Source organism: Heyndrickxia sp. FW510-T9, from assembly GCF_058781025.1.
Window position 1 is genome coordinate 1 of the sequence record NZ_JBYSWK010000053.1, and the last position, 26,005, is coordinate 26,005.

Sequence of the window (26,005 nt, forward strand, 5' to 3'; positions counted from 1 at the left end):
TGATAAAATATTCCTTTGTTTCTGTGTGTGTTAGTATTTCTAACATTTTATCTTTTTCAAGCAATCTTATTTCACTTACTTCATTGTCAAATGGAGTTAGTAATTTTTCACCTAAAAATTCAACGAGAAACATTGTTGTTTCATGTCTTACATATCCGATTTTCTCTCGAATGGATATTGGAAAATCAAAACTTATTTTTTCTTCAAATTGCTTTATTACTTTATATTCATCTGAACCGGTTTCTTCCTTTAATTCGCGAAATAGAGAATCCACTAATTCATTATCTTCCTCTTCTAAACCGCCTTTAATAATATCCCATTCGCCTTTTATATTTTCTTTTCCTTCTTTTGTATTAATTTTTGTTTTATGTATAATTAGATACTTATTATTTTGAAAAACAAATGCACCAATAGCTTTTCTAATATTCTCCATTTGCTTACCATTCCTCCAGTTTCACTTTTTTTCATCAAAAAAGACTTTTTAATAGAGAAATACTCAAAGTGATTACGTAGTTTATCGGAATAATGAAACTCTCTCCTTTTAATTGTATCGAACCCCATTAAATTTCTCGATTTTTTTGATTAAATATAGTCTCATTTCACTATTAATAGTTCGAATGTAAAATCAAATGATGTTTCCAGAAAATGAGAAGATTACCAACAACTAGTTAATTCTTATTTTGTATTTCTTCCCAAGGTTGAAATGAAAATGGAATGCCCATCATTTTAGCAGTTGTCTCATCGTAAGATACTAAATCTTTTTTTGACAGTTCATTTAAAGAGCGTTTTCCCATCGCTCTTAAAGCCATTTTCATTTCTTCAATACTTGCAGTTAAGAATTTTTCGGCTGCTTTAACGCCTTCTTCGGTCTTAAATTGATCCTTGAATTTCCCTTGATTCCAAACAGCTTGTGTAGGTGGCTCAAAAGGTAGTGCATTGAGAGTTTGAGTATGTGCAACTGCAAATAACATGGCTGAACCTACATATACAGCGTCAGCACCTAATGCAAGTACCTTTAAAAAATGCCCCGGTACAAATAATCCTCCAGATACAATTAGACTAATTTGTCCTTTCATATTTTTCTTCTCCAGATGATTGGCGGCGCGGAAAACTGCATGTAATGTAGGAATCCCAATATCATCAGATAGAATTGGAGGGGCACCATGGGTTGCCGCTTGTCCGCCGTCAATTGCAATATAATCAACTCCAATATAAATTAAATGATCAATATCTTCTTCAATTTTTCCACCTGCACCAATTTTTGATCCAATTGGAACTCCACCAGTCATAACTCGAAGTTCATCAACAAGCTCTTTCAAATCATCTAGTGTTTGATTTTCGACAAAATTATCATAAATCACAGCATCCTCATTTTCCTTTAGCCCCATTATTTTGCGGGCACGACCTGTTAAATTTTTAGGTGAAATTTTTCCACCCGTTCCAAATAATGCACCCTGCCCTAACTTAACTTCAATCATATCGGCCCGTTTAATAAGATCATCTTCCTTTGACCATTCTGTTTTAGAAAACTGTAAAATATACTTTCCGGCAGCATCTAACTCCTCGGGCATGACTCCGCCTTCACCAGAGTTAATAGCAGTTCCTACATTTTTAGCAGCTCCCGCCAAAGAAAGTCGCACTTCCTCACTAAGTGCGATACCGTATGCCATCCCGCTGATCATTAGCGGAATTTTTATTTTCATAGGTTTTTTCGCCATTGGCCCTATTGTAACCGCAACATCTACCTCTGCCTCACCATCAATGGGAAATGGGGATGTTTGTGCAGGGATAAACGTAATAGGATCTAAACTCGGCCACTTTTTTGATGAACCAAGAGGACGATGGAGAACATCGCCTGTTTCTGCACGGAGGCTATTTTCAAGTATATTTTGAATACCCATATGACGTAGACCCGGTAATAACTCTATAAGATTTTCTTGGTAACTATCGGTAAATATGATTTTTCCCATTTGTTTAACCATACGTTTAATTATCCAACGCCAACCAATAAGTATAAATAATATTAGAATAAATAATATTGATACCATCGCAAAAAGCACATAATATAAAAAGTTCGGCATAATCACTACTCCACTACTGTACAAATTATATAGTTGTTATCACCATTATTGCCCAAACAAAAGAAATAATTATCGCTATATATGAATCCCCTCATTTACATCGTGAAAAGGAGATAAAAAAGAATAGATTAAAAATTTCCGTTAAAGGAAAATCTATAATAGATCTCTAAAATTGCACAAGTTCCAATGTTGATTTTTAAACTAAAAGATTACTCCACGTAAGAAGGAGGTTATTTTTATGAACTTATTGAATGATAGCATTCATCGCCCTTATCCAATCCCTTCGAAAAAGTGGATTATGCGGCAAACATGGAGAAATGTATTGTTTTTGCATTGGCCAATCCCACTTGAAAAACTAAGGCCACATATTCCTTCGTCATTACAAATTGAAACCTTTAATGGCTCAGCATGGTTAGGGATCATTTTATTCGTTATAGAAGGAATTTTCCCCCTTGGAATATCATCTGTTTCCTTAACTCCAATTTTTCCAGAAATTAATGTAAGGACGTATGTTAATTATGAAGGCAAACCTGGTATTTATTTTATGTCTATTGATGTTGATAACTGGGCATCCTTAAAAATAGCAAAGCGCTGGTATCGTTTACCCTATCATTCTGCGCAAATATCTTTTCGAAAAGACGGACAAACCTTGTATTTCCATAGTAATCGTAATAGTAATGAGAATTCAGCTATTTCATTAAAAGGCAGATACGGTCCCGAATCGGAAGTTTACTATGCAAAAGAAGGATCTCTGGATCATTGGTTCACAGAGCGATATTGTCTTTATAGTTCAAATAACGGAGTCAACATCTATAGAGGTGAAATACACCATCGCCCTTGGCCGCTACAAAAAGCAGATATTGAATTAGTCACAAATTCCCTTTTTACACCCTTTAATATGGAGTTTTCTAAAGTAAAACCAATTGCTCATTTTTCCACAGGAGTAGATTCGTTAATGTGGAATATTAAGAAATTACACATCAGAGAAAAGGAATATATCAAATTTAAGGAGGAGCTTAATTGGTAAAGTATAATAAAAGAATGGCATTCTCTTTAGCTACATTAATTTTACCTTGGCTTACAGTCCCTTTTATGGGAAAAAGGAATTTTATACGATTTTTACCTGTGGCGAGTTTTGTTAATTTAATTTTAAGTGTTTTTAGTCTAATCTGTAACAAGAAAAGATGGTGGAAAACAAATAATCCTCTATCCCCTGGCCCAGTTGATTTTACATATATAATAGGTCCATATTTTGTAGCAACACTTTGGATATTTAGATTTACATATGGGAAATTCTTCAGGTATTTAACAACGAATGCGGTTTTGGATATTATTAATGCATTTCCTATGCCTTACATTGGGAAAAAATTTAAGATCGTCAAATTTATAAAAATGAAACACTCAACTTGGTATTTAATAAATGTATTCTTGGCAATTGTTATTTATGGATTTCAATACCTCTTGGAACAGACCATTAGGAAATCAGCTAATAATAATAATCAAGAAGAGGTTTAAAAATCCTTTAAAGGAAGTTCCATACTTATTTTCGTGAAATTAAGAAATTGCAACTGCCTCTGGTAAATAATTATAAAGAATTGACCATTCATAACTTAATAATATTATTATTGTCTCTGTTAGCGATATGAGTTGATTGTTCAGAGCATATTAAAACGCCAGTAATTTCCTACTGGCGTTGTTTTTTAGGTATAATTTAACTTTCCATGTTTCCAAATTTCTTCGGATGTGTATTTATCGTTACCATTTACAGTCAGATTCCCATCTTCATCAATTTCAATCTTAGCTCCTTCCCAAGTTAGTGTCGGGTTTACCATAATTGCTAGGCGCTTCCAGCCCATTTTTTTACGGAAGTTCCATGAATCTTGATAATCTTGCATAAAATTTGAAGGCAAATAACGTTTTTCCCCATTGTCAAATTCGACGTACAACCAATTGTTCATTAACATCTGAGCTTTAATTGCTTTAGGTATAGTCATTTGTTTATTCACCCCTATTCTTAATGAGTTGCTAAAAACATCATAATCGCATTGGTAATAAGCCACAACGAAACTATTGCAGCAATTACCTCATAGAAATCTTAGCGGCCCTTGTTTAATGAAACTTGTTTCCATCTTTTTTTTATAAACTTCTTCCTCCTTATAAAAATTGTTATCTAATAATATATTCTCATAAAGTTTATAATTTGTTAATAAAAAACAAAAAATATTTTTAATTTTCTGATATAAAAAATACATCCATTAGGTTAAGCATAGTCAACACTACGTAAACGAATCTGTTCGTTTGTGATAATTACCTTATGCATAAGGATTGATACCGCAAGCTCCTTAATGGAACGCTCGCTATCATCAAATCTGAGTGTGTCTAAAATGTTGAACAAGGCAACAAAGCCCTGTAGGTACTTGGATAAGATACTACAGAAAATTTCCGTCCAAACGTTTCAAGCAGGAATGATGTTGTGGAAGTTTTGTATTAACTAGATACCCTTAACACTTTTCTCACCAGTCTTGAACCCAAACTGTTACATGTCTTTGGATATTACTCTACTTAAATAATATTTAAAACTTCATGTATGACATCATGAAAATCATTTTCTAGATTAATTTCAAATAAATGATCGGCTTCCCCTTTAGTTGGCTCTACTATATCGTCTTTATTAGTTTCTTCCTGCTGACGTATTAGCACTTCTTTGAAATTTGATGCAGTTCGTAATATGTTTTTACTACGATGGCTAATTGCTATTCTCTCTTTGAGTATATAGTCTGGTATATTAAAATTTACAAGGACAGTGGTAAAACCATGTTCACGATAGTATTTTATCCACTCCATCCGACTTGCCTTGCTTCTATTTGAGTTACAAATAATCAGATGACAATTAGTCTCTTTAACTGCATAACTAACAACTGCTTGTGTTAGGGAATATTTGAGTGTATTTTGACCTTTAGCAGGCAACAAAGACTGATAATATGTTTTTAGAAATTCTGCATGATTATCTTGATCAATCACTACAGAATTTGACAACACTTGTTCTAGTTCTTTCGCAAATGTCGTTTTCCCACTATGCGTTTTCCCTACTGTCATTATCATTAATCTGCTCAAGTATTTTCCTCCATTTATATTTTTAAATACAAAATTGTATGACTTTGCTAATACTAAAAAGGGTGCATTCCTATTTAAGGATTGCACCCCACATATACATCAACAGATCGAAATATAAAATAGGAAGCTAAATTAAAAGCAATTGATAAGGTCTAACACCTTTACATTTTCCAGATTACAATACTCCGCTTTCCAAAATTGAAAAAGTTTTATTATCGCAATTAATTTCTGCCATTGCTCCATAAGGCAAAATAAATTTTGGTTCGGTATGACCAAAATTTACATTATATAGAATCGGAAGATCCTCCAAATGAAACTCCTTCATTACTTTTAAAATTTCTACTTTATACTCCTCGTAATACATCTCATCTTGTGGTTTACCAAAAATGATTCCGTTTGTTTTTTGTAAGATGCCTTGAACTGCATAATTTCGCAGCCAATACTTTATATACTTTGGTTCTGGCTTTTCTTCAGATGTTTCAAAAAAAAGAATACTGTCGTTCCAATATTTCTTATCAGGCCACAGTTCTGTACCTTTCGCAAACTCTAGTACTTCAATACAACCACCAATTAATCGTCCTTTTGCTATCCCTGAGCCTTGTAATACTTCATAACCTGAATTTTTTTGCATTACACGCCGTGTGTTCTTATTCCCTTCTATCCATTCTAAACGCTGACTCGTCCATTCTTTTGCTGGTTGAATTTCCCCAATAATTTCATTTGAGAAGAGTGTTCGATTCACCATTTCAATAGTATATGGATCCATCTCAACGTTTTCAGCAAAATCAGTTAAAATAGCTGGACCGTAAAAAGAGGAGACTCCCGCTTTATGACAAAGTAAATGTGACACCGTTACATCAGAGTATCCCATATAAATTTTCGGGTTATTTCGTATAACATCAAAATCAATATATGGAAGCAAACGAATACTATCTTCTCCACCAATATTTGCAATAATACCTTTTATATTTTCATCCTTAAATGCTGTCATTAAATCTTCAGCACGAGCTTGAGGATTATTATAAAGATAGTCTCCACCTTTTAAACTATTCGGCATGGGGATAACTGTTAGTCCGAAAACTTCCTTTAGTCTCTTAACACCTTGTTCATACCGCCATTTAAGTTCAGGTTCACCAGCCCCTCCCCAAGAAGGGCTTACAGTTGCAACACAATCACCCGGTTGTAATTTCTTTGGTTTTATTAACACGCTGACACCACCTTTAAATAATTCTATTTGTTTTGTCAATAATATCCACTTGATGAAAAAACATTGTATTTAATTATTCTACTATATCTATCAAAATACCTGCTGTTATTTCTAAGTTTATAGTTGCCTCTATTTATCCATTGATTATCAAAAAATAATGGATAAATCAACGAAAAAAAAGAGGTTGAAACCAAACATTTCAACCTCTTTCATATTTTATTATTAATTATTCTTCATCCATAAACGGATATGCAACATCTGTAGTTGGTGCAAAGTTTTCTTTGATAACGCGAGGACTCGTCCAGCGAATCATGTTAAATACAGAACCTGCTTTATCGTTTGTACCTGAACCACGAGAACCACCGAATGGTTGTTGATTAATCATCGCACCAGTTGGTTTGTCATTGATATAGAAGTTTCCTGCTGCACCTGATAAGCGATTTTCCAAATGTTGAATCGCTTGACGATCTTGTGCAAAAATAGAACCAGTTAAAGCATACATAGAAGCTGTATCAACTGCAACTAATGTTTCTTCTAATTTATCGTTTTCATACACATAGATAGTTAATACTGGTCCAAAGATTTCTTCTACCATTGTTTTGAAGTTTGGATTTGTTGTCACAATGATTGTTGGTTGGACAAAGTATCCAACAGAGTCATCATACGTACCACCAGCAATAATTTCCGCTTCTTCTGAAGCTTTTGCATATTCGATATAGCTTGTAATAGAATCAAATGCTGGCTTATCAATTACAGCACCCATGAAGTTACGGAAGTCACGAACATCCCCAACTTTAAGTTTTGCGGTTTCTTCTTCTAAACCTGCTTTAACTTCTTCCCACAAGCTAGCTGGGATGTACGCACGAGAAGCTGCAGAACATTTTTGACCTTGGTATTCGAATGCACCACGAACTAGGCCAGCTACTACTTTGTCTGCTTGAGCAGTTTCATGAGCAAATACAAAGTCTTTCCCACCTGTTTCCCCAATTAAACGTGGATATGAAGTATAGTTTGCAATGTTTTCTCCAACTGTTTTCCAAATTGTTTGGAATGTAGCTGTAGATCCAGTGAAGTGGAATCCAGACATACGAGAGTCTGTTAACACTACTTCTGATACTTGTGAACCACGGGAAGGTACAAAGTTAATAACACCTTTTGGTAAACCAGCTTCTTCTAAAATACGCATAAAGTAGTAGTTTGCTAGCATAGAAGTTGTTGCAGGCTTCCAAACAACTACGTTCCCCATCATTGCAGGAGCCGCTGGTAAGTTCCCACCAATCGCTGTGAAGTTGAATGGAGATATTGCTAATACGAAACCATCTAAAGGACGGTAATCTGTACGATTCCAAATATTCTTCATGCTGCTTGGTTGAATTTGATAGACTTGGTTAGCATATTCAACGCCGAAACGTAAGAAATCTACTAATTCTTGTGCAGAATCAATTTCAGCTTGAACAGCTGTTTTAGATTGTCCTAACATAGTTGCAGCATTCATTACATCACGGTAAGGACCTGAGATTAAGTCAGCTGCTTTTAAGAAAATAGCTGCACGGTGTTCCCATGGCATATTTGCCCATGCTTCTTTCGCAGCCATCGCCGCTTCTACAGCATCGCGCAATTCTTTTTCACCAGCTTGCGAATAGTTTGCTAAAACATGTTGATGATCATGTGGCATAACTACTTGTTTCACTGTATCTGTCTTAATTTCTTCACCATTAATAATTACTGGGATATCGACTACGATATTAGATTGACGTTTTAATTCTGCTTTTAATGTTTCACGTTCTTTTGTACCTGGAGCATATGAATTACCAGGCTCATTTGTAGGTGTTGGGATTTTGAAAATTCCATTACTCATTATTCATGTTCCTCCTAACTAAATACTCTAATAGTTTTATACAGACATATCTGCATGTACTATAAAACTATAACATGATTTTTCAATTCTTGCGCTTAATTTTGCTCACTATTTATACGAAAACAAGTCTTTAGCCCTTGGTTTCTTTATTATTTCGACCAATTTTCCATCCTTTACCTTTAAATGGAATAAAAATACTTATTTTAGTTCGTTTCCTTTTAGAAAATTTTTCATTACATTATTTGCAATTTCCAAAGCTTTATTTTTACTACTTGCAGGTCCTGAAATGATTAATCCATTCTCAGTATTCCACGCCTCCGGATGATCATTAACAGTTTTATATTCCACAATGCTCACTTTACTTAAATCCTTGTTTGCAAATATCACACCGTAACTATGCAAGATAGGAGTACCGTTTTTATAAAAAGCGTAAGTTATTATTCCCATTCCATTGTCTTGGAATTTTATTGTTAATTTTTTATTATTATATTGGTTTGGATAACTTACACCTTTTAAAGCTATTTTACCTACAAAGGTTTTGTTTCCTAATAGAGAACGTTGAAGTTTTCCTTGGATATTTATTTTTACAGGCTTCGTATTGTTACTACCTAACGCATATTCAACACCATTTATAGACCGTGTGATATTCTTTGGATGTGTGTAATAGAAAACAAAAACTACCAATATCACGAATATAAGGACTAATATAGAAAGTATCCGCTTTTTCAACAAACCACCCCTTATCTATTATTGAACGAAACATAAAACCAATCTAAAGCTTTATTAATAAGAAAGAAACCTGATATAGTTGTTAATTCTCCTCCTTGTGCTTTACCACTAACAATGTATTACAAATTTAATCATAAATGGTTTTTCTTCGTAATACAGATACTTCGACAAAAAAAGTGTTAATCCTTCTGGCATCATTGCAATTTATTACCATTACAAAAATAATTTAAGACATTTAATTTTTACTATGGACAATCATATATTTTATTTAAATTCTATAAATACTTATACACTCGTCCAAACAGTTTAATATTTTTCACATAATGTATATTAGCCGAATCCTCCCAAGGCACATAAAGAGCACCTCCAAAAAAGCGTATGTCTATTGCATACGCTTTTGCTCATAGTGAATAAATCTATTAGACAAATAAGGATTTTCTATTATTTTATACGTTTGTCCATTCCAAATAATGTAGATTTACATAATGTAATAGTGGGAATGCTTATAGCATCTATTTTATGAGCAGGAGGTGATAATATGGGAGGCTCAGGAATGGGAGCAACTTTTGCTTTAATTGTAGTATTGTTTATCCTTCTTATTATTGTAGGTACAGCTTACTCTGGAGGAGCCTATTAATTAAAAAATATTAGTAAAAAAAACAAATACAAGTGAGGTGAAAAACTTATGAATTGTGGTTCTGGTTATAGCTATGGTGGGACAACTTATACTGGTAATTCGTTCGTATTAATTGTAGTATTGTTCATTTTATTAATTATTGTCCTATCTACTTTCGCTTATTAAACCAATCAAAATATTTCTAGAAGGGACAGTCATAAGTTTTGCTAAGTGATTTTTTTCTCAAAGTAAAAAATGCCATTTAAACTTTCAGGATCATCTACGAACCTTAGTAAACTCTAAATATAATAATTTTTTTGTCTCCCTTAAGTTCACCCTTAAAAAATCTTAGGAATCGCAAATTGCGGTTCCTTCTTTTTCTTGTAATTAATACAATTACATGAATCCAATTCCCCAAAAAGGAAATATACTTATTGAATAAATATTCTGTTTATTTCAAGGGATTCTTCGTTTATAATCAAAGTATCAAGAACAAGGAGGTATTTAAAATGACTTTTCAATCCATTCAAAAATATAGGGGTGGAACACTTTCATAGTTTGTAAATAGTGTACCCCCTAAAATGTGCATATTAAAAAAACATAAAGAGGGGTAACTTATGCAATTTCCAGTAAAAAAATTTTTTTTCTATTACAAACCATATTTAAAACTGTATTTGTCCATATTGGCATGTGCACTTATAGGATCAGGTTTAACATTGGTATTTCCATTGTTAGTTCGTTATATAACGAAAGATGTTTTAGTTGGAAACCTATCAACTGCACTAAACAAAGTTTTTTGGATTGGCGGATACATGCTGATTTTAGCAATAATCCAAAATACAGCAAATTTTTTTGTGGACTATAAGGGCCATGAAGTAGGTGCCCGCATGGAAAGAGATCTACGTAGCGAATTGTTTGCACATATGCAAAAACTTTCTTTTAGTTTTTATGATAAAGAAAGAACGGGTCAGCTAATGTCCCGAATAACGAATGACCTCTTATTGCTTTCCGAGCTGTATCATCATGGTCCGGAAGATTACATTAAATATCTGGTTCGTTTTATTGGGGCATTTGTCATACTATTCTTCATTAACCCTTTATTAACGATAGCTGTATTCTGTTTTTTGCCGGTTTTAGGCGTTTTTTCTTTGTATTTTAATAAGCGATTGAATAAAGGTCTAAGAAGGAACAAAGAACGAATTGCAGATATTAATGCACAGGTGGAAGATAGTTTGTCCGGTATCCGTGTAGTAAAATCTTTTACCAATGAGCAGGAAGAAATAAGAAAGTTCAATCGAGAAAATAACCGTTTCCTCCATAGTAGAAAGGATACTTACAGGTCAGAAGCATACTATTTTAACGGAGTGGAAACAGTTATTCAGCTCATCACCATCACTGTGATCGTTCTGGGAAGTGCTAGTATTGTTAACCGTAGCTTGGATTTAGCGGATCTCATTACTTTCTTACTGTATATTGGCTATATGATTGAGCCAATCCAGAAACTTACCCATATGAGCACACAATTTCAGGAAGGAATTACGGGTTTTCAACGATTTATGGAAATTATGAATCTAAATCCAGACATTGAAAATAAACCAGATCCTATGTTTATTGATAAAGCAAGCGGTGAAATAGAATTTAAAAATGTTAGCTTCCGATACGAAAAACATTTGAATAATGTTCTTAAAAATATGAACATTCATATTCAGCCAGGAGAATACATTGCGTTAGTTGGACCATCTGGAGCAGGAAAAACTACATTTTGTTCTCTAATCCCACGCTTTTATGATGTAACACATGGCGAGGTTTTATTGGACGGCATTAATGTTCGTGATTTTGATTTACACTCTCTAAGAAAAAATATTGGGATCGTGCAGCAAGATGTCTACCTTTTTTCTGGTTCGATAATGGAAAATATCCGTTACGGAAATCCTTCAACAAGTGACAAGGAAGTTATGGAAGCAGCAAAGCATGCAAATGCACATGAATTTATCATGAGCATGCCAAATGGCTATCATTCGGAGATTGGTCAGCGAGGTGTTAAACTTTCTGGTGGACAAAAGCAACGTCTTAGCATCGCTCGTGTTTTTTTAAAGAATCCGCAAATTGTTATTTTTGACGAGGCTACGAGTGCACTTGATAACGACAGTGAAAGTATCGTCAAAGAATCAATGGAAGTATTATCTAGAGACCGTACAACAATTGTTATTGCTCATCGGCTTTCAACAATCCGAAATGCACAACGAATCATCGTGCTTACGGAGGAAGGAATTATGGAACAAGGTACACACGATGAATTGCTTTTAAGAGATGGAGTATATGCGCAGCTATATTCAAGACAGTTTGAATTAGTTTAATATCATGATATATTTTTTTCGGCTCTTTTTATCTAAAGAGCCGATTTTTATTATCTTAACTTTTTCTTTTCTTGAGCGCACTTGAAATTCGAAATTTTCAACGTGTAATTATCTTCATTTATAACCAATAAATTTTAAATAAATAATACCATTAAATCCTCGTCAAAATACTCTCTATCAGATTTTAGAGCGTTTCGTTCTACACCATATTTATCGAACCCTAGTGATGTATATAATTTTTTTGCAGCTATGTTATTAGAAACGACTGTTAAATTTATTTGTTCCAAACCACTGCATTTTTTTGCTTTAATAATTAGCTCTTGTAAGAGTTCTTTTCCAACACCCTTCCCTCTTGTTTCAGGTGCTACAAACATCCCGTACATATTTCCTTTATGGATCGTTTTAAAACTCATTTCACGCATAAAACTAACGATTCCAACCAACAAATTTTCATCGTCAAAAGCACCAAGAACAAATTTGTCTTCAGAAGGTTTAATCCGCTCTTTAATTGCTTCGTCTGTGAATTTCACTTCTCTCTCAAATGTGGAACCAAATGCTTCGGGGTTGATTTTTAATGCTCTCAGGCGCAATTCTTGATAAATAACTGCATCTGACTCTGTTAAAATACGAATATTCAAGGGCTTCTCCTCTTTTCCATATAGACTAAATAATACATTGATTATTTCTGTTATTCAATAAATTCCTTTATTAAAAACAAACAGGATCCATAATAATCCAAATACAACTCTTTCTTTTTGAATCACTATTTTTCTTAAAGTCTAAATTACTACTGTTAATTTTAATCATTGTTTAATAAACCGTTGTTAAAATAAATTACAGTTAGTTAAAAAATAAAGCTAACTTAATGGAGGAGCAAACTTGAAAAAAAATTATGTTAAAATTATTCTTGATTTTCTAATGGCATTAACTTTTGCATTATTAATGGACCCAAATGTTCTTAGCGGCTTACCGTTTCACGAAATTGCAGGTCTAGTTTTTGGGATTGCCATTCTTACACATATTGCGTTAAATTTACGATGGGTTAAAAATACAACCATGAAAATTTTTGATCAAAAGCTCCCCATTAAAACACGAGTGAGCTATTTATTAAATATACTTCTATTAATTTCGATGTCTACTATTATTATCACTGGAATTTTTATTTCAAGAGTTGTATTTCCTAGTCTAGCATTAAATGGTAATCATATGATTCGTGGTTTACACAGTTTTGCAGCTAATGTAACACTTATATTAGTCGGTTGTCATATTGGAGTTCATTGGCAATGGATTAAGGGAGTTTGTCAAAAAATTTTTAAATTAAAAACAGGAAAATGGAGAAAAGGCGTTATTGTATCAGTTATTCTATCAATCGCTTTATTGGCCGGTGGAATTCAGTTGTATTCTTCGTCAGTTCAGCCTACTGCTGGTGATTATAAGCAATTTGCGCAGAAAAGTGATAACCATTCATTTAATACAGGCAATGTAAATGAATCTCATTTCCAAGGACCTCCTAATGGAACGTTCCATGGTCATGATGGAGGAAAATTTGGACACCATGGTGGTGGAAGTCCCTTCCTCGTGATTATTCAGTATCTGGGGATATTTTCTATTATCATAATTCCAGTCTACTTTATAGATAAACGATTCCTATCGAAAAGACGGAATCAAAAAAAACTTACTGTTAAAACATAATGAAGGTTAATCTAATCATTTTCATGTAAAAAAGAAGATGTTGCTGTGCATCTTCTTTTTTTTCATGAGCATTAAATAATAAAGATTTTCCGAGATTAGATATCGCAACACATTAAGCTTTTAAATGTCATTTGCATTCAACTATTTTCCCATTCTTAATAAGATGAAACATAATACCAATTTCTTTTCATTTTAACTACTTCTTTAAAATCTACATCGAATAAATTTGCTTGTGGCTTTTTATCATTTGGAGAATAGATGAAGCCTGAAAAATTATCTAACACTCCACGAAATGTAAAAAAGAATACGTAATAATGTCCATTCACTTTTTCTATTAAAACGTCCCCTCCACCTTTTGATACACTTGCATACTCTTTCGGTAAATGAATAAGTTCTGTATTATAAGACACATTTGGTATTAGCTTTCCCTCTTGAATCTCGGAAATTACTTTATTTCTTACTGATTTGTTCATCTTAAAATCTAGGTCTATAACAATTTGATTAAATGGAATAAGGATTAACAGTACGATGGTAATCATTTGGATTCCGAATGGCTTCCAATCTTTTTTCTTAAACAACCATATGACAGAAAATATGAATATGACTATAAAAAAACCAAATACTCCTAACCATAAAAATGGCATTAAAAATGGTGTTAATATCTCAACTAGTTGCCATTGAAAATATGAAAGTAATAAAATAAGTACACCGCTGATACACCACGGCCATAATAACTTTTTAATATTTTTCAACTCCCTATTAGTGTTCCATAACTTTCTCATTGCCTAAATTACAAAGCAATTATCATTCCTTTTTTATTCCAACAAGTAAGTCAATGATGTCCATATTAGTACTTCGTAAAGTACTTGGGATCTCTTCACGCATTGATTCTAAGCAAAAATAACAAGGTTTCTCTTTTTCCAAAAACAGACGATATTGCAAAATACTTTTTTCGATACCGAGTTTACCAATTATCTGTTCATAAAACTGTGCTTGTGTCATTGTATCAATAGAACCTAGGTGAAATATACCTTTAAGTTCGTTCTTGATAATATAATGCAATTGTTTAGCTAGCTGAATATCCAAAAGATTGTTACATTCTAGATTGCTATACACTTCTATTTTCTCATTCTTTTGGATACTTTCTTTCATTGAATTCCATCTTGGTGAATCCTTGCCCCAAATAGCAGGGATACGAATAATTACCGCTCTCTCCCCTAAAATTTCCTTCAACATATTCTCACACTTAATCTTGTATTTCCCATAATCTGATTCGGCAATTGGTGTATCCGTTTCTATGTGAGATTTTGAAAAGTCGCCATCAAAAACATTTGTGGTAGAAAAGAAGTAGACAGTGACATTTTTATCTTGTACTTCGCAAGCTAATGCTTCATGTAATTCAAATTGCTGATCAAATTCCCCTCTTAAGCAAGAAATCACTATATCAGGGTGAACACTCCGTATAATTTCTTTTAATTTTTCCGTTTGTCTAGCTCCTAATTGAAACTGTTTATCTTCGGATAGACTAATAGTCTTGGAAAAATAAGTTCCGTATACGTCAAAATCATCCTTCAATTCATTAATTAATGCTCCACCTACAAGTCCGCTTGCACCAAGTATAAGTACCCTTCTCATCTTGTTTCCCCCTTAATTTATGATTCATTATTAATAAAACGATTTGAATTAAATAAAGGTTATGCACTATCCAAAAATATTTCACTTAAACTTTTGGTAAGTAATTAAGGATGGAGAAGGGCTAAACGGAAAGATTTTAAGCATTTCCAAAGAATATATATCTGTTGTATCAATTTCTCCCTCAATTATTTTATATCCATTTTTTCTGGCAAATCTCGTCTGAAAAATAGTTAATAGGTTTACTAGATTTATATCACTATTTTCCTCTACCCCTCTCCAACCAAATTCCAAAACATCAGGTTTTTCCCCTGTATGTAATAATGCAAATCCCAATATTTTATTTTCGTCTGTAATTGCTATGTAACTACCGTCCAATAATGTATCTTCATTGAATATCAACTTTTCCCATTTTGTTAATTCATTAACACCTGGGGGATTAGCCGCATGTGTGATTTCGTAAATTTCCTTTACAAATGGAACTAAGTTTGTCTTTAAATCTACATTATTTAATATTTCTCTTAAACTTTTTATCGTTGTATTTGGAAAGAAATTTTTTTGTACAAATTCCCTTTCAAAATTCTCTAACGCAAAAATATTTAAAGAAGAAATATATGTTCTTCTTATCTCTGAAAAACTATTTTTATCATAGAAGTCTTTTAGTGAATAAGTAGTCTCCCATATAGATGTTTGAAGTGGTGAAACATTACTATGTGTATCCTCAATATTCTTGAGCAGCAGTTTTTCAATTCCAGCTTTTCTGTATAAAGGATGAATTAATAATGAGAAGTAAGTACAGTATGGATGGAAAGTGTTATTCCAAGCTGTTATAGCGGCAATAACTTCTTCATTATTTTTGGCAATATAAGTACAAATATTCAGAGGGCTTTGCCAACCTCTTTCAAAATACATTTTTGAGTTATTATCATCAACATAACAAGCAAATAATAGTTGCTTTATCGAATCTTTATAATTGGAATTATATTGTTCTATCGAAATTTTCAATATTAGTCACTTCATTTCTATATAAAAAAGATTATTTTATTACGTTGTTTGTGTCTTATATGAAATTTTTTACAATCCTAATCTTGCCACTTTCTGAAAGGCTGTTGGTGGAGGTCCATTTTCGAGACGCTTTCGGATCAAATTCGCGCAATCTTTAGGACTAGACACCGATGTGTCCACTGTCATGTCATAGATCCCGGGAATATGAACAAGCTCCTGCCATAAACTCACTGGTATTGGAATTTCCCCGTCTTCTGTAGAACCTACTTTCCAAGTCTCAAGCCGTCTTTCCATAATATTCTCAATAGGGCATTTAACTCCTACGAACAAAACTGAATGACCATTAAGTATCCGAGCACATCTAGGCAGAATCCCTTGTCGGGTTGAATACCCTTCATGGTGACCAACATCTACCACAACGTTTAACCCAAGACGGCTATAGATTGCGATTGATTCATACATTGCTTGATACATGACATTAATAAGGGATTCAAGATCCGGTCGTTCACCCCCTGGACGTAGACCTATTCCAGGTTGATAACGTTGTGGTGTCATACTCATAAACTGATCTACTCCTAGATTCATCCATACTCCATCAAATGTATTCTGTATTTCAGAAGCAATACTTGACTTCCCTGACCTTGGTGGTCCGTTTAGAATTACAATGTTCCCAAGACCATTTTCTTTTAACACTGGCTCCACCCCCTTTACATTATTTAGTTCATTTGAGAAGCTAATTTTCGACTGATTGCTGCACCGATGCTTATGGAACTACAAGTTCTAGTAACAAGTAAAATGTTTTTCATTATATTTTATCAATTTTTATATTTAGCACCAAAAGTCAAATATAGCTCAGAGTTTGTTGATAATAAACGATTACCTAGTCGAGCATACCTCTTACCTGTGACCATCTTTCCTAGCCTGAATATAACCGTAAAAAACACAGGTGCCATTTTTTGTTGTGTCCATTAAATGAAGTCCACACTTTTCATAAAAACGGAAATTATTTGCAGATGTATGTGCAAACCAATCACCATGGGGAAGCTTTTGCATACAAAGTTCCACAAGTTTTTTACCTATACCTTTTCCCCGGTATTCTGTTAATATTGCTAAATCCATAAGGGTTGCCGCCATGATTTGATCCGAAATCACCATAACCATCCCGATCATTTTGTTTTGATCCCATACTATAAATGCCCAGGTTGAGTTTTTGAATATCAACGAGAACTTTTCCTTTTGCCAGGCCGGGGTATTTCTTGCCCATCCAGCATCTTCGAAAAGTGCTTCAACAAATTCAGCTGGAATTCCCTCCTTTCCTTCTCTTATTACTAAGCCGTTATAATATTGATACATTTATTAGACCCCTTTTCAACCATAATGAATATTTCCATTTTAGATTTCATATTCCTTCATTTGATATGAGTCTACTTTTTTTGGATTATAAAAAAATAGCTGCCTTAGCAGCCATATTTGATTTTTTTTGAACAAACTATTTTTAAGTTCATATTTAGTATTCAAAATTTTTAAGCTTGTGATAAAAGAGGATGCTTAAACGATTTCGGAAATTCATTATCCCCAAAACCTCTAACAAACAACGTTTCCCCTTCTTCGTATGGTTTACTTTTCATTTTTAAATGACTTTCATCATCTGGAGTAAAGTGAAAAATAATCTTTTTCATCTCAGTTGGTATAATTTTATTCAATATCTTTTCTACAGAAAATGTCTCTTTAGCAATAAAATCATAAATATGTACATTTTCACCTTCTACACGCAAAATAACAATAATATTATCCTCTTCTAGATAATACAAATTATTGCGAAAAACACTTGAACAATAGAACATAAGAATACCATGCGAATTTGTCGATCCAAAGATTTGAGAAACCGGCACTCGGTCTTTTGCAAATTCATAGATAAAATTCAAATCAGATTTATCATTGCCATCAAGTTTCTTATGCGGTGTTTGTTCTTGGCAAGTTTTATAGTTATCCAAATAAAATTGATTTTCTCTTACCATTTCAAATCCAAATTTCGGATAGTAGTTTAGCACCGTATCATTAGCAAATAAGTACATGAAATTGCACTTTTCCTCATATTCTTCTATTACCTTCCGCATTAATTTTCCGGAAAGGCCATTGCTACGGAATTCTGGATGGGTCATAACAGTACCTATTTGTAGCGCCTTCTTTTCTTCTCCATTTATGAAAATATTCAAGAGATTAACAGAAACATTGGCAATTACTTTTTCATTCAAAACAAAGGAGTAAGGAATATATCGTTCATTCCAAAATCCTTTTTGGTACCATTCCTCAAAATTTATTCCAAAGACACTGTTCGCAAGCTCATTAAAACTCGAACGTAATTTAATATTATCCTTATAATCTTTTATAAATGTTATATTATTCATGTACTTTTCCCTCATAAAATTTTTACATAAATATCTAATACCATTTTGAATTCGACTACATTAAGTCGAAATCCTTTTTTTATTATTATTTTGAACTAGGAAGGGTAAATTGGGGGTTAGCGGACACACGTTCCGTTAATCATGACAAAATTGGTGATTACATGCTTTTATCGGACACACATTCCGTTATGCGGCTAAAATATACTCATTTTGGCGTGTTTTATAGCAAATAACGGACTCAGTGTCCTCAAACAGCACCAAAGTAGCAATATTTTTAAAAATAAAGGATTCTGTGTCCGCAAACAATAGAAACATATGAAATAAATCAATCCAGAGATAGTATTAGATATCACTTGGAACTTGCTACTATCGTTATAAAGGACAATAACGATAGACTATTTCTAAAAGACGCTCAGAACTTTCAGTGGAGACATTTTCAGCCAGTCTGGCACCAGCAATAATTGGAGCCCATTGAAAAACATCCTCTTTTGTCAATCCGCTTTTATCACAATAAAGACGCAAATACATATCGGCTAATTCATTTGAATGCTGTGAATATAGAAGATAGGTTCGATAAACATCTGCACGTATATCCCCTGCACTTGAATCAACCCAATCTATTATTCTCACACCATTATCAGACATAATCAAATTGTGTAAATGATAATCCCCATGGCAAAGCTTTTTCTCATATGTCATTGCATCCAGTTTTTTTATAAGTGCATTTTTATGTTTATTATCCAAATTTACGGCAGATTTAATTTGACAATATAGTTTATCTGACATGAATTCTAGTGAATTAGCAGAAATCATATGAATTTTCCTTTGAATATCAACGGAAAGACTCATGTAATATTCAGCTTGTTCCATATTTTCTAATACAATATCACCAATTGTTCTACCTTTTATATATTCCATAAAAATTGCTTGTTTCCCATCTATTTTCGTAACATCATATACTTTCGGTACAGATAATCCACACGAATAAGCGAACTTTTGCTTGTTTGCTTCATTAGTTGATTCAGTCTCCGGCAAATAATCATTAAAAACTTTAACAATCATATTTTCATTAAGATAGATTTTCGCTGTATTTCCTTTTGCTATTGGAGTACCAAGATTCATTCGTTATCATTCCTTATCTTTTATTATCTTGTAAAAGCTTTATAAAGAACCATCTAACAATATGCAAAAAAATTTTTCACTCTAATAGATATTTATATAGCAGCATTTGAACTCCTCAGCTTTTTGCTAAAGTGATTTTCCACTTTGGACCAAATAAGGTAACATCCCACACCAATCACAGCACCTAATGTATTTAAAATTACATCATCAATATCTGTACTTCTTCCACCCATGCCTAAATTAAATACCAATTGTAAACAAGTTTGCAGGAATTGGGTAAGTTCAATACCAACTGTGCAAAGGAAAGAATACCAAATTACTAGTCTAGAAGACTTTGCCCATTTGAAGTAAAGCATAGTAAATGCCAGCGGAGTTAGCATAAAAAGGTTTCCGAAAATTTGATATGAAGCTGATGGATTATATTTAATGACATCCAATATTCCTTTAACTGGAACAAGGTTAACTGAAAATCGAAGGTACCTTATTTTTTCTACAAGGAATTGAATATGATCATACAAGAATCTAAACTGTACAGTATTAGAGTAAAGCACACAAAAGTAGATCGAAAAACAAATGCCGATGATCCAATCGACTATATTACGAAGTGCAGTTCTTCTTAAAAGAAAATTCATACATCCCATAATAACAACTAAGTTTAATAGCTCTTGGCATGCCAAAGAAAAATAATGTAAGTTTTGAAAATAGTAAAGTATACTATTTCCGAAAAAGAGAAGTGGAATAACTAATAATATGTATTTTTTCATCTTTTTTAAATCCCTTCCTAATTATACCAATTCAAAAAATCATGAAAATAGGGTATGTATAAAAAACTAAAACAGAACAGTTCCTACTTTTATTTCAAACCAATCCATTCTTCGAAAGGCATGATAAATCCATATGATTTTGGATATTCATTGATATTCCTCAAACAGGTTCGTCTCATCAAGTTTTAATTTCCGTATAGATGAAAGACTATACCAAACAGCACAAAAAATAAGCCCGATTATGTCAATCCATAACGCTACTCGGTAGCCGAATTGATCAGCTAACATACCACCGAGAGGAGCTCCTATAACAATCATACTACGGTTTATGGATCTCATCGTGGCATTCATCCTACCTTGCAAATGCGATGGTGTTATCGATTGGCGAAACCCCATTTCGAGTGGTCCTTCTATTCCCATAGCAAAACCATAAAGAAATTGTCCTAAAATCATCATAAACAATGCAATAATTTTAAACTCACTGAGGTTATCTGATGGTGAAAGTACCATTAATATTACTGCTGGGCCATATAGAATACGTGCAATAATCATGACAAGTCCAATTCCATAGCGCAGACCGATTTGAAATGAAATCGAGGTTCCAATGACGGCACCAATGCCAGCTGCTGCAAGTACAAAGCCTATATTTGTACTACTGAACCCAAGCATGTTTAAAGCATATACCACAATCACTGTATTTAACATGCTATGAAAAAGGAACCAAACATGAGTATTTAGAGCCATTGGACGAAGGTAACGGTGACAGTATACCCAACATAAGCCTTCCTTCATTTGTAAACCAAATTTGCCAACATGTGCTTTCTCTCCAGGAATATACCTTATAGAACTCATTACGATGCCTGAGAGTATGTACGATACTGCATCCACCATAATTGCAAATGGAGCGCCAATCCAAGTAACTAACCAACCAGCTATGGCTGGACCGCTAGTTTGTGCTACGGATGAACTTTGCTCTAATCGTGCATTAGCCTGAGTCAACAAAGAACGTGGGACTAATTGTGGAACAATGGACTGATAAACAGAGTCATGAAATAATGACATTACTCCAAAGATTATCATGAGGAAAATTAACCATCCAACACTAATTACGCCAAATATCGCCATCATACAAATCAACGCAAGTAAGACTCCGCGGATTATATCAGTCAGTATCAAAACTGGTTTTAGACTGGTACGATCAATCATTACACCTGCTATTAATCCAAGTAACACATATGGGATCCACCTCGCTGCATTGAGCCAACCAACATCAGTGACGGTGCCATGCAAATTGATCACCACTAAAACTTGGAGTGCAAGCGATGAAATATAAGTTCCAAAATTCGAAGTTGTCGAGGCAATCCAGAAACGTACAAATCCATTATGTTGATTGAGCTTCAATTTCTCAACCTCCTATCACACCAACAATTCACAGAATTAATATGTAACAAATACTTTAATAGAATTCGTTTTAATAAAATTCTTCATTAATCTAGTTTAATATTTTCGTGATTTTATTTAATAATCCTTCAAATATTAATAAAATTCTTAGACTATACCACCCTATTTAAAGTATTTTCTTTTTAATTTTGAATTGTATAAAAGCAGGAATCTGACATAAAAATACGAATATCTTATATTAGAACTTTTAAAGGAGGCGGTTTATATGAAAATGAAGAGAAGCAGATGGTGTAAGATTTCTTAATATTAAAAGTAAAGGGGTTTTTATATGAAACAAGCACTATTGGTTATTGATGCTCAGCAAGATTTGATTGAAGGTAACGAACAGGAGCCTGGTGTTTTTAGAAAAACGGAACTTCTCCATAATATTAATTCCGTTATTGAAAGAACAATGGACAACGATTATTTAATTGTTTTCATACGGGATCTAGATGTTGCAGATGGTAAAGGAATTGGGTTTGAGATTCATCAAGATATCAAAGTTCCTCCTAATGCAACGATTTTTAATAAAAAGGCAACGAGTTCATTTTATGCCACACCATTATTAGATTTTCTAAAGGAAAACCAAATCGAACATTTAATTGTAATGGGATGCAAAACAGAACACTGTATTGATACAGCAGTAAGAGCAGCAACAGTAAATGGGTTTGATGTTACACTGGTAGAAGATGGACATTCCACTGCAGATGGTAAAACATTATCTGCGGAACAAATTATCAAACATCATAACGCAATCCTTCATGGTCATTATAATGTAGACCATTTTTCAATGGTGAGAAAGGCAGAAGAGGATTTGTTTAACCCGCAACATAATAATTACAGATAGGTTATTGAGTTATGTCTGTTTTTTTAATCTAATTAAATTTATAGAGACCGGAACGAAATTATTCATTCCGGTTTTTTGCTTATAAAGATTGATTTCCATGTCTTCATTTTTATGACCACAATCTTTTAACTTCCACCAATTCTTGTCCATCGAATTCCATTCTGTATATATCAGGTTTAGATGTTGTAAGTAAAAATTTCAAATCGTACTGACTGTCATAATACCCCATCATCAATGTCATAATTGCTCCATGAGTGCCTAGAACTATTTTCTTTCCTTGATAAGTTTGTAATAATTCTTTTAAAACTTTCACAGCACGATTTTGACATTCTGCATTTGATTCCCCGTCGGTTAAAGCATAATGCGGATCTGAAAACGATTTTTCTAATAAAGGGAATAATTCCTGATCAGATATTCGCTTATCATCCCCTGAAAAAATTTGCTCTTTAAGATTTTCAAATATTTGAATTTCTTTCTCTGTTCTGTTTGCCAGTTCCTGAATTGTTAAGATAGATCGAGTATAAGGACTTGAGATTAAAACATCAATGCCCTCCTCTATTAAAATATCAGTTATTCCATTAGCATCTATTTTCCCTTTTTCAGTCAAACCTCTTGTTCTTTCATTTCCTTCTTTTGGTGAATCACCATGTCTCACCATATATATGTATGTTTTCATAATCCACTCCTTTCTAATTATTACAAAGCAATGCATGCGCTTCCATTAAAATAGAAACGCAATTAAAGCCGTAACTTGTTTATGAAAATTAATCTACATTAATAATATAGTTACTTTTCCATAACAGATTTGTTATTCATTAAAAGTTGCTCTATCATGTTTGCGTATTCATCAGCAACTATCATTGCACCATTACTATTCAAATGAATTCCATCTATGGTCAAATGAAGTCCACGAGACTTTGATAATCGATCGATTCGATTTTTATTCTTATAAAACAACACATCTATCATTACTCGTAGCACACTTGTATTGAGATAATCCGAGCTATTGAAGTGACCTAAGTGGTTTTCAAATACTGATTTCATATTTAAAAAGTGAACATTAGAATGTTGATTTGAAACTACTTGAATAATATCAGATAACTCCCTTAAATCTTCATTCGCTTTATTCCTTGTATTTTCACCAACCACTGCCGGTGAAACGGTAACAACTTCTTTAGAGGAGATCGAAACCATCTCTAAAACTTCTTTAAATACCGATTGAAACTCATTATGGTCACTTGCTACCGGTTGTGCTTGAACTTTTAGCAATTTAGAATAAACATCATTAACTCCTATCCAAAGAAAAATAAGGTCATAATCTGTTTTCAGTTTTGTTTTTGTTAATCGGGCATGCAAGCTTTTTATTGTCTCTCCTGGCTTTCCAAGATTATCAAAAATAATATCTGGGAATTTTTCATTTAAAAAGTTGATGAACGCTACACCAGGACGCCCTTCTGTTAGACTATCTCCGACTAATCCAATTTTCATTTTTTATTTCCCCCTTTTTTTAATAGACCCTAAAAAGATGGTAATGGCTTGATTAAAAAGAGGCTCAAGTTTGCTTAAATTCTCCATGTTTGTGAGTTGACACAAGCCTCCCAACCATGTTCCTAATAATATTGTCCACTCCTCTATGTTTCCTGCAATAAATTCATCATTATCTATCCCTTCTTGTAAAATGGCACGATAGGAACCCATTGGCACTATTGCTAAGTTGTATAATTCTTCTACAGATTCCGGGCTTGAATTTGGATTGGATGCTAATTCCTGTCCAGATTTTAATAAGGGTGTTTGGTAGTTATAAAGTACATGCATAGCCATACCGTACAATTTTTCTGTTGCTGAAGTGTATGATGGTTCTTTTAACATCCATTTTTCGTACCATTCTTGCATTGTTTTTTTTGCCAGTATTACAAAAAGCTTTTCCTTATTTTGATAATGATAGTAAATATGTCCCTTGCTAAATCCCGATGCCTTTGAAATATCTGCAACCGATGTTTGATTATAACCTTTTTGGGCAAACAATATGGAAGCCTCTTTCATGATTTCCCTTTTTGCATGTTCACTGTCATAACGCCTTTTAATCAATGAAATACTCCTTTCTGAAATTTGAACGACCGTTCTAATTTTATTATACAAAATTTTCGAAATAATTATATATATTGGTAACGTTATTCATTAAATTGTCAATTCTTCAATAGAAGCTTTTCTACAAAAGAATTGCTTATTAACGGTACAGCGATTGGTATTAAACCTATTGGGGAAATTCTTCGATGAAAACTGAGAATGGTAGTGAAGACCAATTACAAATCAAATTCGTTTGAAATAAGATTAACTTGATAGAGGAAACAATACCAATTACTTTAGATATTGTACACTAGTATATTAATATGGATCATATGTAGAAGGTCAAAGAATCCCTGTAACTCAAGATGAAGGTTCTTTGACCATTTAAAATTTTGCTTCCTACAAATTAAATTTTTCCTTTATCATTTGTGCCACTTTTTCAGCATTCAAGTTTGTATTGTTGATTTTTATATATTCTTTCCTTTTTATTTCACCGTCTAATGAATTCAATCTGTATTTTTCCATTGAAATTTTCATATCGTTTTCGGACCAGTTAATGTTTCTTTTCGTTGGTTTATTCTCCAGTCTATTAGGTGTTTTATTTCTTTCAAGCCTTTCATCCATTTCGGCCTCAAGCTCTACAAAGTAAATCGTTCCTCCTTTAGATTCGAAAACGTTGCAAACCTTTTCTATATAATCCCAATCAGATTGAGAATTAAATGCCCAAAGATAGGTGAAAATTAGCCCATCCAAATCACTCTTTGCCACTGACTCAAATATTTCCATTCGGAATAAATGCACTAATCTTTTTCCTTCTTTAGTACTGTAGTCAAAAAATGGATTCACCAAGTCAATTGTCATATGATTGTGAAATAGCTTCAAACCTGTTATATTAGCTAATTCTTGTCCAACTGTCATTTTCCCAACAGCCTGTGGGCCAAATATTAATACAAATTTCATATTTTTCTCCTTATAAAGACTTTTTTAGGATAATTCTCTTTAAACTTGAAAAATTCCTACTTTTGTAAAAATGCATGGTATAGAGTTTTTCTACTTGACGGAATAT

Annotated in this window: 28 protein-coding genes; 7 read left to right on the forward strand and 21 right to left on the reverse strand. The window is 33.1% G+C overall.

Going from position 1 to position 26,005, the window contains the following annotated elements:
* Window positions 1-433 (reverse strand): NUDIX domain-containing protein (locus AC3WJF_RS19280; protein WP_492455106.1); only part of this gene is annotated, 433 nt, incomplete at its 3' end.
* 235 nt (window positions 434-668) lie between these two features.
* On the reverse strand, window positions 669-2,081 hold the full coding sequence (locus AC3WJF_RS19285) for an FMN-binding glutamate synthase family protein (protein ID WP_492455108.1): 1,413 nt from the start codon (window positions 2,079-2,081) through the stop codon (window positions 669-671).
* 238 nt (window positions 2,082-2,319) lie between these two features.
* On the opposite strand from AC3WJF_RS19285, the gene AC3WJF_RS19290 reads away from it, so the two are divergent.
* A complete protein-coding gene (locus AC3WJF_RS19290; RefSeq protein ID WP_492455110.1) occupies window positions 2,320-3,108 on the forward strand; it encodes a YqjF family protein in 789 nt (262 codons plus the stop codon).
* Window positions 3,102-3,596: a hypothetical protein gene (locus AC3WJF_RS19295; RefSeq protein WP_492455112.1), complete on the forward strand. Its 495-nt coding sequence runs from the start codon at window positions 3,102-3,104 to the stop codon at window positions 3,594-3,596. Before AC3WJF_RS19290 ends, AC3WJF_RS19295 begins: the two co-directional genes overlap by 7 nt.
* 185 nt (window positions 3,597-3,781) lie before the next feature.
* Here AC3WJF_RS19295 and AC3WJF_RS19300 read toward each other — a convergent pair whose 3' ends face one another.
* The 5 genes from AC3WJF_RS19300 to AC3WJF_RS19320 all read right to left on the reverse strand — a co-directional run bounded on the left by AC3WJF_RS19300 (window position 3,782) and on the right by AC3WJF_RS19320 (window position 8,989).
* A complete protein-coding gene (locus tag AC3WJF_RS19300) occupies window positions 3,782-4,075 on the reverse strand; it encodes a hypothetical protein (protein WP_492455114.1) in 294 nt (97 codons plus the stop codon).
* A 568-nt stretch (window positions 4,076-4,643) separates the two neighbouring features.
* Complete coding sequence (locus AC3WJF_RS19305) at window positions 4,644-5,195, reverse strand: AAA family ATPase (RefSeq protein WP_492455116.1); 552 nt, start codon at window positions 5,193-5,195, stop codon at window positions 4,644-4,646.
* A gap of 175 nt (window positions 5,196-5,370) precedes the next feature.
* On the reverse strand, window positions 5,371-6,402 hold the full coding sequence (locus AC3WJF_RS19310; protein ID WP_492455156.1) for a S66 family peptidase: 1,032 nt from the start codon (window positions 6,400-6,402) through the stop codon (window positions 5,371-5,373).
* Between the two features lie 226 nt (window positions 6,403-6,628).
* Window positions 6,629-8,260: an L-glutamate gamma-semialdehyde dehydrogenase gene (pruA, locus tag AC3WJF_RS19315; RefSeq protein WP_492455118.1), complete on the reverse strand. Its 1,632-nt coding sequence runs from the start codon at window positions 8,258-8,260 to the stop codon at window positions 6,629-6,631.
* A gap of 198 nt (window positions 8,261-8,458) precedes the next feature.
* Complete coding sequence (locus tag AC3WJF_RS19320) at window positions 8,459-8,989, reverse strand: hypothetical protein (RefSeq protein ID WP_492455120.1); 531 nt, start codon at window positions 8,987-8,989, stop codon at window positions 8,459-8,461.
* Between the two features lie 553 nt (window positions 8,990-9,542).
* Between AC3WJF_RS19320 and AC3WJF_RS19325 the strand changes: the two genes are divergently transcribed.
* From AC3WJF_RS19325 to AC3WJF_RS19335, 3 genes are all read left to right on the forward strand, one after another.
* Window positions 9,543-9,626, forward strand: coding sequence for a YjcZ family sporulation protein (locus AC3WJF_RS19325; RefSeq protein WP_492455158.1), 84 nt, complete (start codon window positions 9,543-9,545; stop codon window positions 9,624-9,626).
* Between the two features lie 48 nt (window positions 9,627-9,674).
* Complete coding sequence (locus AC3WJF_RS19330) at window positions 9,675-9,791, forward strand: YjcZ family sporulation protein (RefSeq protein ID WP_492455122.1); 117 nt, start codon at window positions 9,675-9,677, stop codon at window positions 9,789-9,791.
* Window positions 9,792-10,222: 431 nt separating this feature from the next.
* Window positions 10,223-11,962 carry an ABC transporter ATP-binding protein gene (locus AC3WJF_RS19335; RefSeq protein ID WP_492455124.1) on the forward strand — a complete coding sequence of 580 codons (1,740 nt, stop codon included), beginning with the start codon at window positions 10,223-10,225 and terminating at the stop codon, window positions 11,960-11,962.
* A 134-nt stretch (window positions 11,963-12,096) separates the two neighbouring features.
* Here the strand turns inward: AC3WJF_RS19335 and AC3WJF_RS19340 are convergent, their stop codons facing one another.
* Window positions 12,097-12,600: a GNAT family N-acetyltransferase gene (locus tag AC3WJF_RS19340; protein WP_492455126.1), complete on the reverse strand. Its 504-nt coding sequence runs from the start codon at window positions 12,598-12,600 to the stop codon at window positions 12,097-12,099.
* 241 nt (window positions 12,601-12,841) lie between these two features.
* On the opposite strand from AC3WJF_RS19340, the gene AC3WJF_RS19345 reads away from it, so the two are divergent.
* The gene (locus AC3WJF_RS19345; RefSeq protein WP_492455128.1) at window positions 12,842-13,654 is read left to right on the forward strand and encodes a DUF4405 domain-containing protein; all 813 of its coding nucleotides are present in this window, start codon (window positions 12,842-12,844) and stop codon (window positions 13,652-13,654) included.
* Between the two features lie 155 nt (window positions 13,655-13,809).
* Here the strand turns inward: AC3WJF_RS19345 and AC3WJF_RS19350 are convergent, their stop codons facing one another.
* The 9 genes from AC3WJF_RS19350 to AC3WJF_RS19390 all read right to left on the reverse strand — a co-directional run bounded on the left by AC3WJF_RS19350 (window position 13,810) and on the right by AC3WJF_RS19390 (window position 21,986).
* Window positions 13,810-14,436 (reverse strand): hypothetical protein, encoded by a 627-nt coding sequence (locus tag AC3WJF_RS19350; RefSeq protein ID WP_492455130.1) that lies wholly within the window; start codon window positions 14,434-14,436, stop codon window positions 13,810-13,812.
* Between the two features lie 22 nt (window positions 14,437-14,458).
* On the reverse strand, window positions 14,459-15,289 hold the full coding sequence (locus tag AC3WJF_RS19355; RefSeq protein ID WP_492455132.1) for a sugar nucleotide-binding protein: 831 nt from the start codon (window positions 15,287-15,289) through the stop codon (window positions 14,459-14,461).
* An 81-nt stretch (window positions 15,290-15,370) separates the two neighbouring features.
* On the reverse strand, window positions 15,371-16,291 hold the full coding sequence (locus AC3WJF_RS19360; RefSeq protein ID WP_492455134.1) for a GNAT family N-acetyltransferase: 921 nt from the start codon (window positions 16,289-16,291) through the stop codon (window positions 15,371-15,373).
* A 69-nt stretch (window positions 16,292-16,360) separates the two neighbouring features.
* The gene (locus AC3WJF_RS19365) at window positions 16,361-16,984 is read right to left on the reverse strand and encodes a chloramphenicol phosphotransferase CPT family protein (protein WP_492455136.1); all 624 of its coding nucleotides are present in this window, start codon (window positions 16,982-16,984) and stop codon (window positions 16,361-16,363) included.
* A 204-nt stretch (window positions 16,985-17,188) separates the two neighbouring features.
* A complete protein-coding gene (locus AC3WJF_RS19370) occupies window positions 17,189-17,644 on the reverse strand; it encodes a GNAT family N-acetyltransferase (protein WP_492455138.1) in 456 nt (151 codons plus the stop codon).
* A 170-nt stretch (window positions 17,645-17,814) separates the two neighbouring features.
* Entirely contained in the window at window positions 17,815-18,699 is an 885-nt protein-coding gene (locus AC3WJF_RS19375; RefSeq protein WP_492455140.1) for a GNAT family N-acetyltransferase, read from the reverse strand.
* A gap of 372 nt (window positions 18,700-19,071) precedes the next feature.
* On the reverse strand, window positions 19,072-19,821 hold the full coding sequence (locus AC3WJF_RS19380) for an aminoglycoside phosphotransferase family protein (RefSeq protein ID WP_492455142.1): 750 nt from the start codon (window positions 19,819-19,821) through the stop codon (window positions 19,072-19,074).
* Window positions 19,822-19,913: 92 nt separating this feature from the next.
* Window positions 19,914-20,585, reverse strand: a complete 672-nt coding sequence (locus AC3WJF_RS19385; RefSeq protein WP_492455144.1) for a VanZ family protein — start codon at window positions 20,583-20,585, stop codon at window positions 19,914-19,916.
* A 147-nt stretch (window positions 20,586-20,732) separates the two neighbouring features.
* Window positions 20,733-21,986: an MFS transporter gene (locus tag AC3WJF_RS19390; protein WP_492455146.1), complete on the reverse strand. Its 1,254-nt coding sequence runs from the start codon at window positions 21,984-21,986 to the stop codon at window positions 20,733-20,735.
* Between the two features lie 328 nt (window positions 21,987-22,314).
* Here AC3WJF_RS19390 and AC3WJF_RS19395 point away from each other — a divergent pair, with 328 nt between their 5' ends.
* Window positions 22,315-22,872 carry a cysteine hydrolase family protein gene (locus AC3WJF_RS19395; RefSeq protein WP_492455148.1) on the forward strand — a complete coding sequence of 186 codons (558 nt, stop codon included), beginning with the start codon at window positions 22,315-22,317 and terminating at the stop codon, window positions 22,870-22,872.
* A 109-nt stretch (window positions 22,873-22,981) separates the two neighbouring features.
* On the opposite strand, the gene AC3WJF_RS19400 is transcribed toward AC3WJF_RS19395, so the two are convergent.
* The 4 genes from AC3WJF_RS19400 to AC3WJF_RS19415 all read right to left on the reverse strand — a co-directional run bounded on the left by AC3WJF_RS19400 (window position 22,982) and on the right by AC3WJF_RS19415 (window position 25,899).
* Complete coding sequence (locus AC3WJF_RS19400) at window positions 22,982-23,548, reverse strand: histidine phosphatase family protein (RefSeq protein ID WP_492455150.1); 567 nt, start codon at window positions 23,546-23,548, stop codon at window positions 22,982-22,984.
* A 110-nt stretch (window positions 23,549-23,658) separates the two neighbouring features.
* Window positions 23,659-24,360, reverse strand: a complete 702-nt coding sequence (locus AC3WJF_RS19405; protein WP_492455152.1) for an SGNH/GDSL hydrolase family protein — start codon at window positions 24,358-24,360, stop codon at window positions 23,659-23,661.
* A 3-nt stretch (window positions 24,361-24,363) separates the two neighbouring features.
* A complete protein-coding gene (locus tag AC3WJF_RS19410; protein WP_492455160.1) occupies window positions 24,364-24,915 on the reverse strand; it encodes a TetR/AcrR family transcriptional regulator in 552 nt (183 codons plus the stop codon).
* Window positions 24,916-25,338: 423 nt separating this feature from the next.
* Complete coding sequence (locus AC3WJF_RS19415; RefSeq protein ID WP_492455154.1) at window positions 25,339-25,899, reverse strand: AAA family ATPase; 561 nt, start codon at window positions 25,897-25,899, stop codon at window positions 25,339-25,341.
* Window positions 25,900-26,005 lie beyond the last annotated feature (106 nt).

Coding starts and splice junctions, on each gene's coding strand:
- AC3WJF_RS19285 (WP_492455108.1), bottom strand. CDS start 2,081: ATGCCGAACTTTTTATATTATGTGCTTTTTGCGATGGTATCAATATTA.
- AC3WJF_RS19290 (WP_492455110.1), top strand. CDS start 2,320: ATGAACTTATTGAATGATAGCATTCATCGCCCTTATCCAATCCCTTCG.
- AC3WJF_RS19300 (WP_492455114.1), bottom strand. CDS start 4,075: ATGACTATACCTAAAGCAATTAAAGCTCAGATGTTAATGAACAATTGG.
- pruA (WP_492455118.1), bottom strand. CDS start 8,260: ATGAGTAATGGAATTTTCAAAATCCCAACACCTACAAATGAGCCTGGT.
- AC3WJF_RS19325 (WP_492455158.1), top strand. CDS start 9,543: ATGGGAGCAACTTTTGCTTTAATTGTAGTATTGTTTATCCTTCTTATT.
- AC3WJF_RS19330 (WP_492455122.1), top strand. CDS start 9,675: ATGAATTGTGGTTCTGGTTATAGCTATGGTGGGACAACTTATACTGGT.
- AC3WJF_RS19335 (WP_492455124.1), top strand. CDS start 10,223: ATGCAATTTCCAGTAAAAAAATTTTTTTTCTATTACAAACCATATTTA.
- AC3WJF_RS19350 (WP_492455130.1), bottom strand. CDS start 14,436: ATGAGAAAGTTATGGAACACTAATAGGGAGTTGAAAAATATTAAAAAG.
- AC3WJF_RS19355 (WP_492455132.1), bottom strand. CDS start 15,289: ATGAGAAGGGTACTTATACTTGGTGCAAGCGGACTTGTAGGTGGAGCA.
- AC3WJF_RS19370 (WP_492455138.1), bottom strand. CDS start 17,644: ATGTATCAATATTATAACGGCTTAGTAATAAGAGAAGGAAAGGAGGGA.
- AC3WJF_RS19375 (WP_492455140.1), bottom strand. CDS start 18,699: ATGAATAATATAACATTTATAAAAGATTATAAGGATAATATTAAATTA.
- AC3WJF_RS19380 (WP_492455142.1), bottom strand. CDS start 19,821: ATGAATCTTGGTACTCCAATAGCAAAAGGAAATACAGCGAAAATCTAT.
- AC3WJF_RS19385 (WP_492455144.1), bottom strand. CDS start 20,585: ATGAAAAAATACATATTATTAGTTATTCCACTTCTCTTTTTCGGAAAT.
- AC3WJF_RS19395 (WP_492455148.1), top strand. CDS start 22,315: ATGAAACAAGCACTATTGGTTATTGATGCTCAGCAAGATTTGATTGAA.
- AC3WJF_RS19400 (WP_492455150.1), bottom strand. CDS start 23,548: ATGAAAACATACATATATATGGTGAGACATGGTGATTCACCAAAAGAA.
- AC3WJF_RS19405 (WP_492455152.1), bottom strand. CDS start 24,360: ATGAAAATTGGATTAGTCGGAGATAGTCTAACAGAAGGGCGTCCTGGT.
- AC3WJF_RS19410 (WP_492455160.1), bottom strand. CDS start 24,915: ATGAAAGAGGCTTCCATATTGTTTGCCCAAAAAGGTTATAATCAAACA.
- AC3WJF_RS19415 (WP_492455154.1), bottom strand. CDS start 25,899: ATGAAATTTGTATTAATATTTGGCCCACAGGCTGTTGGGAAAATGACA.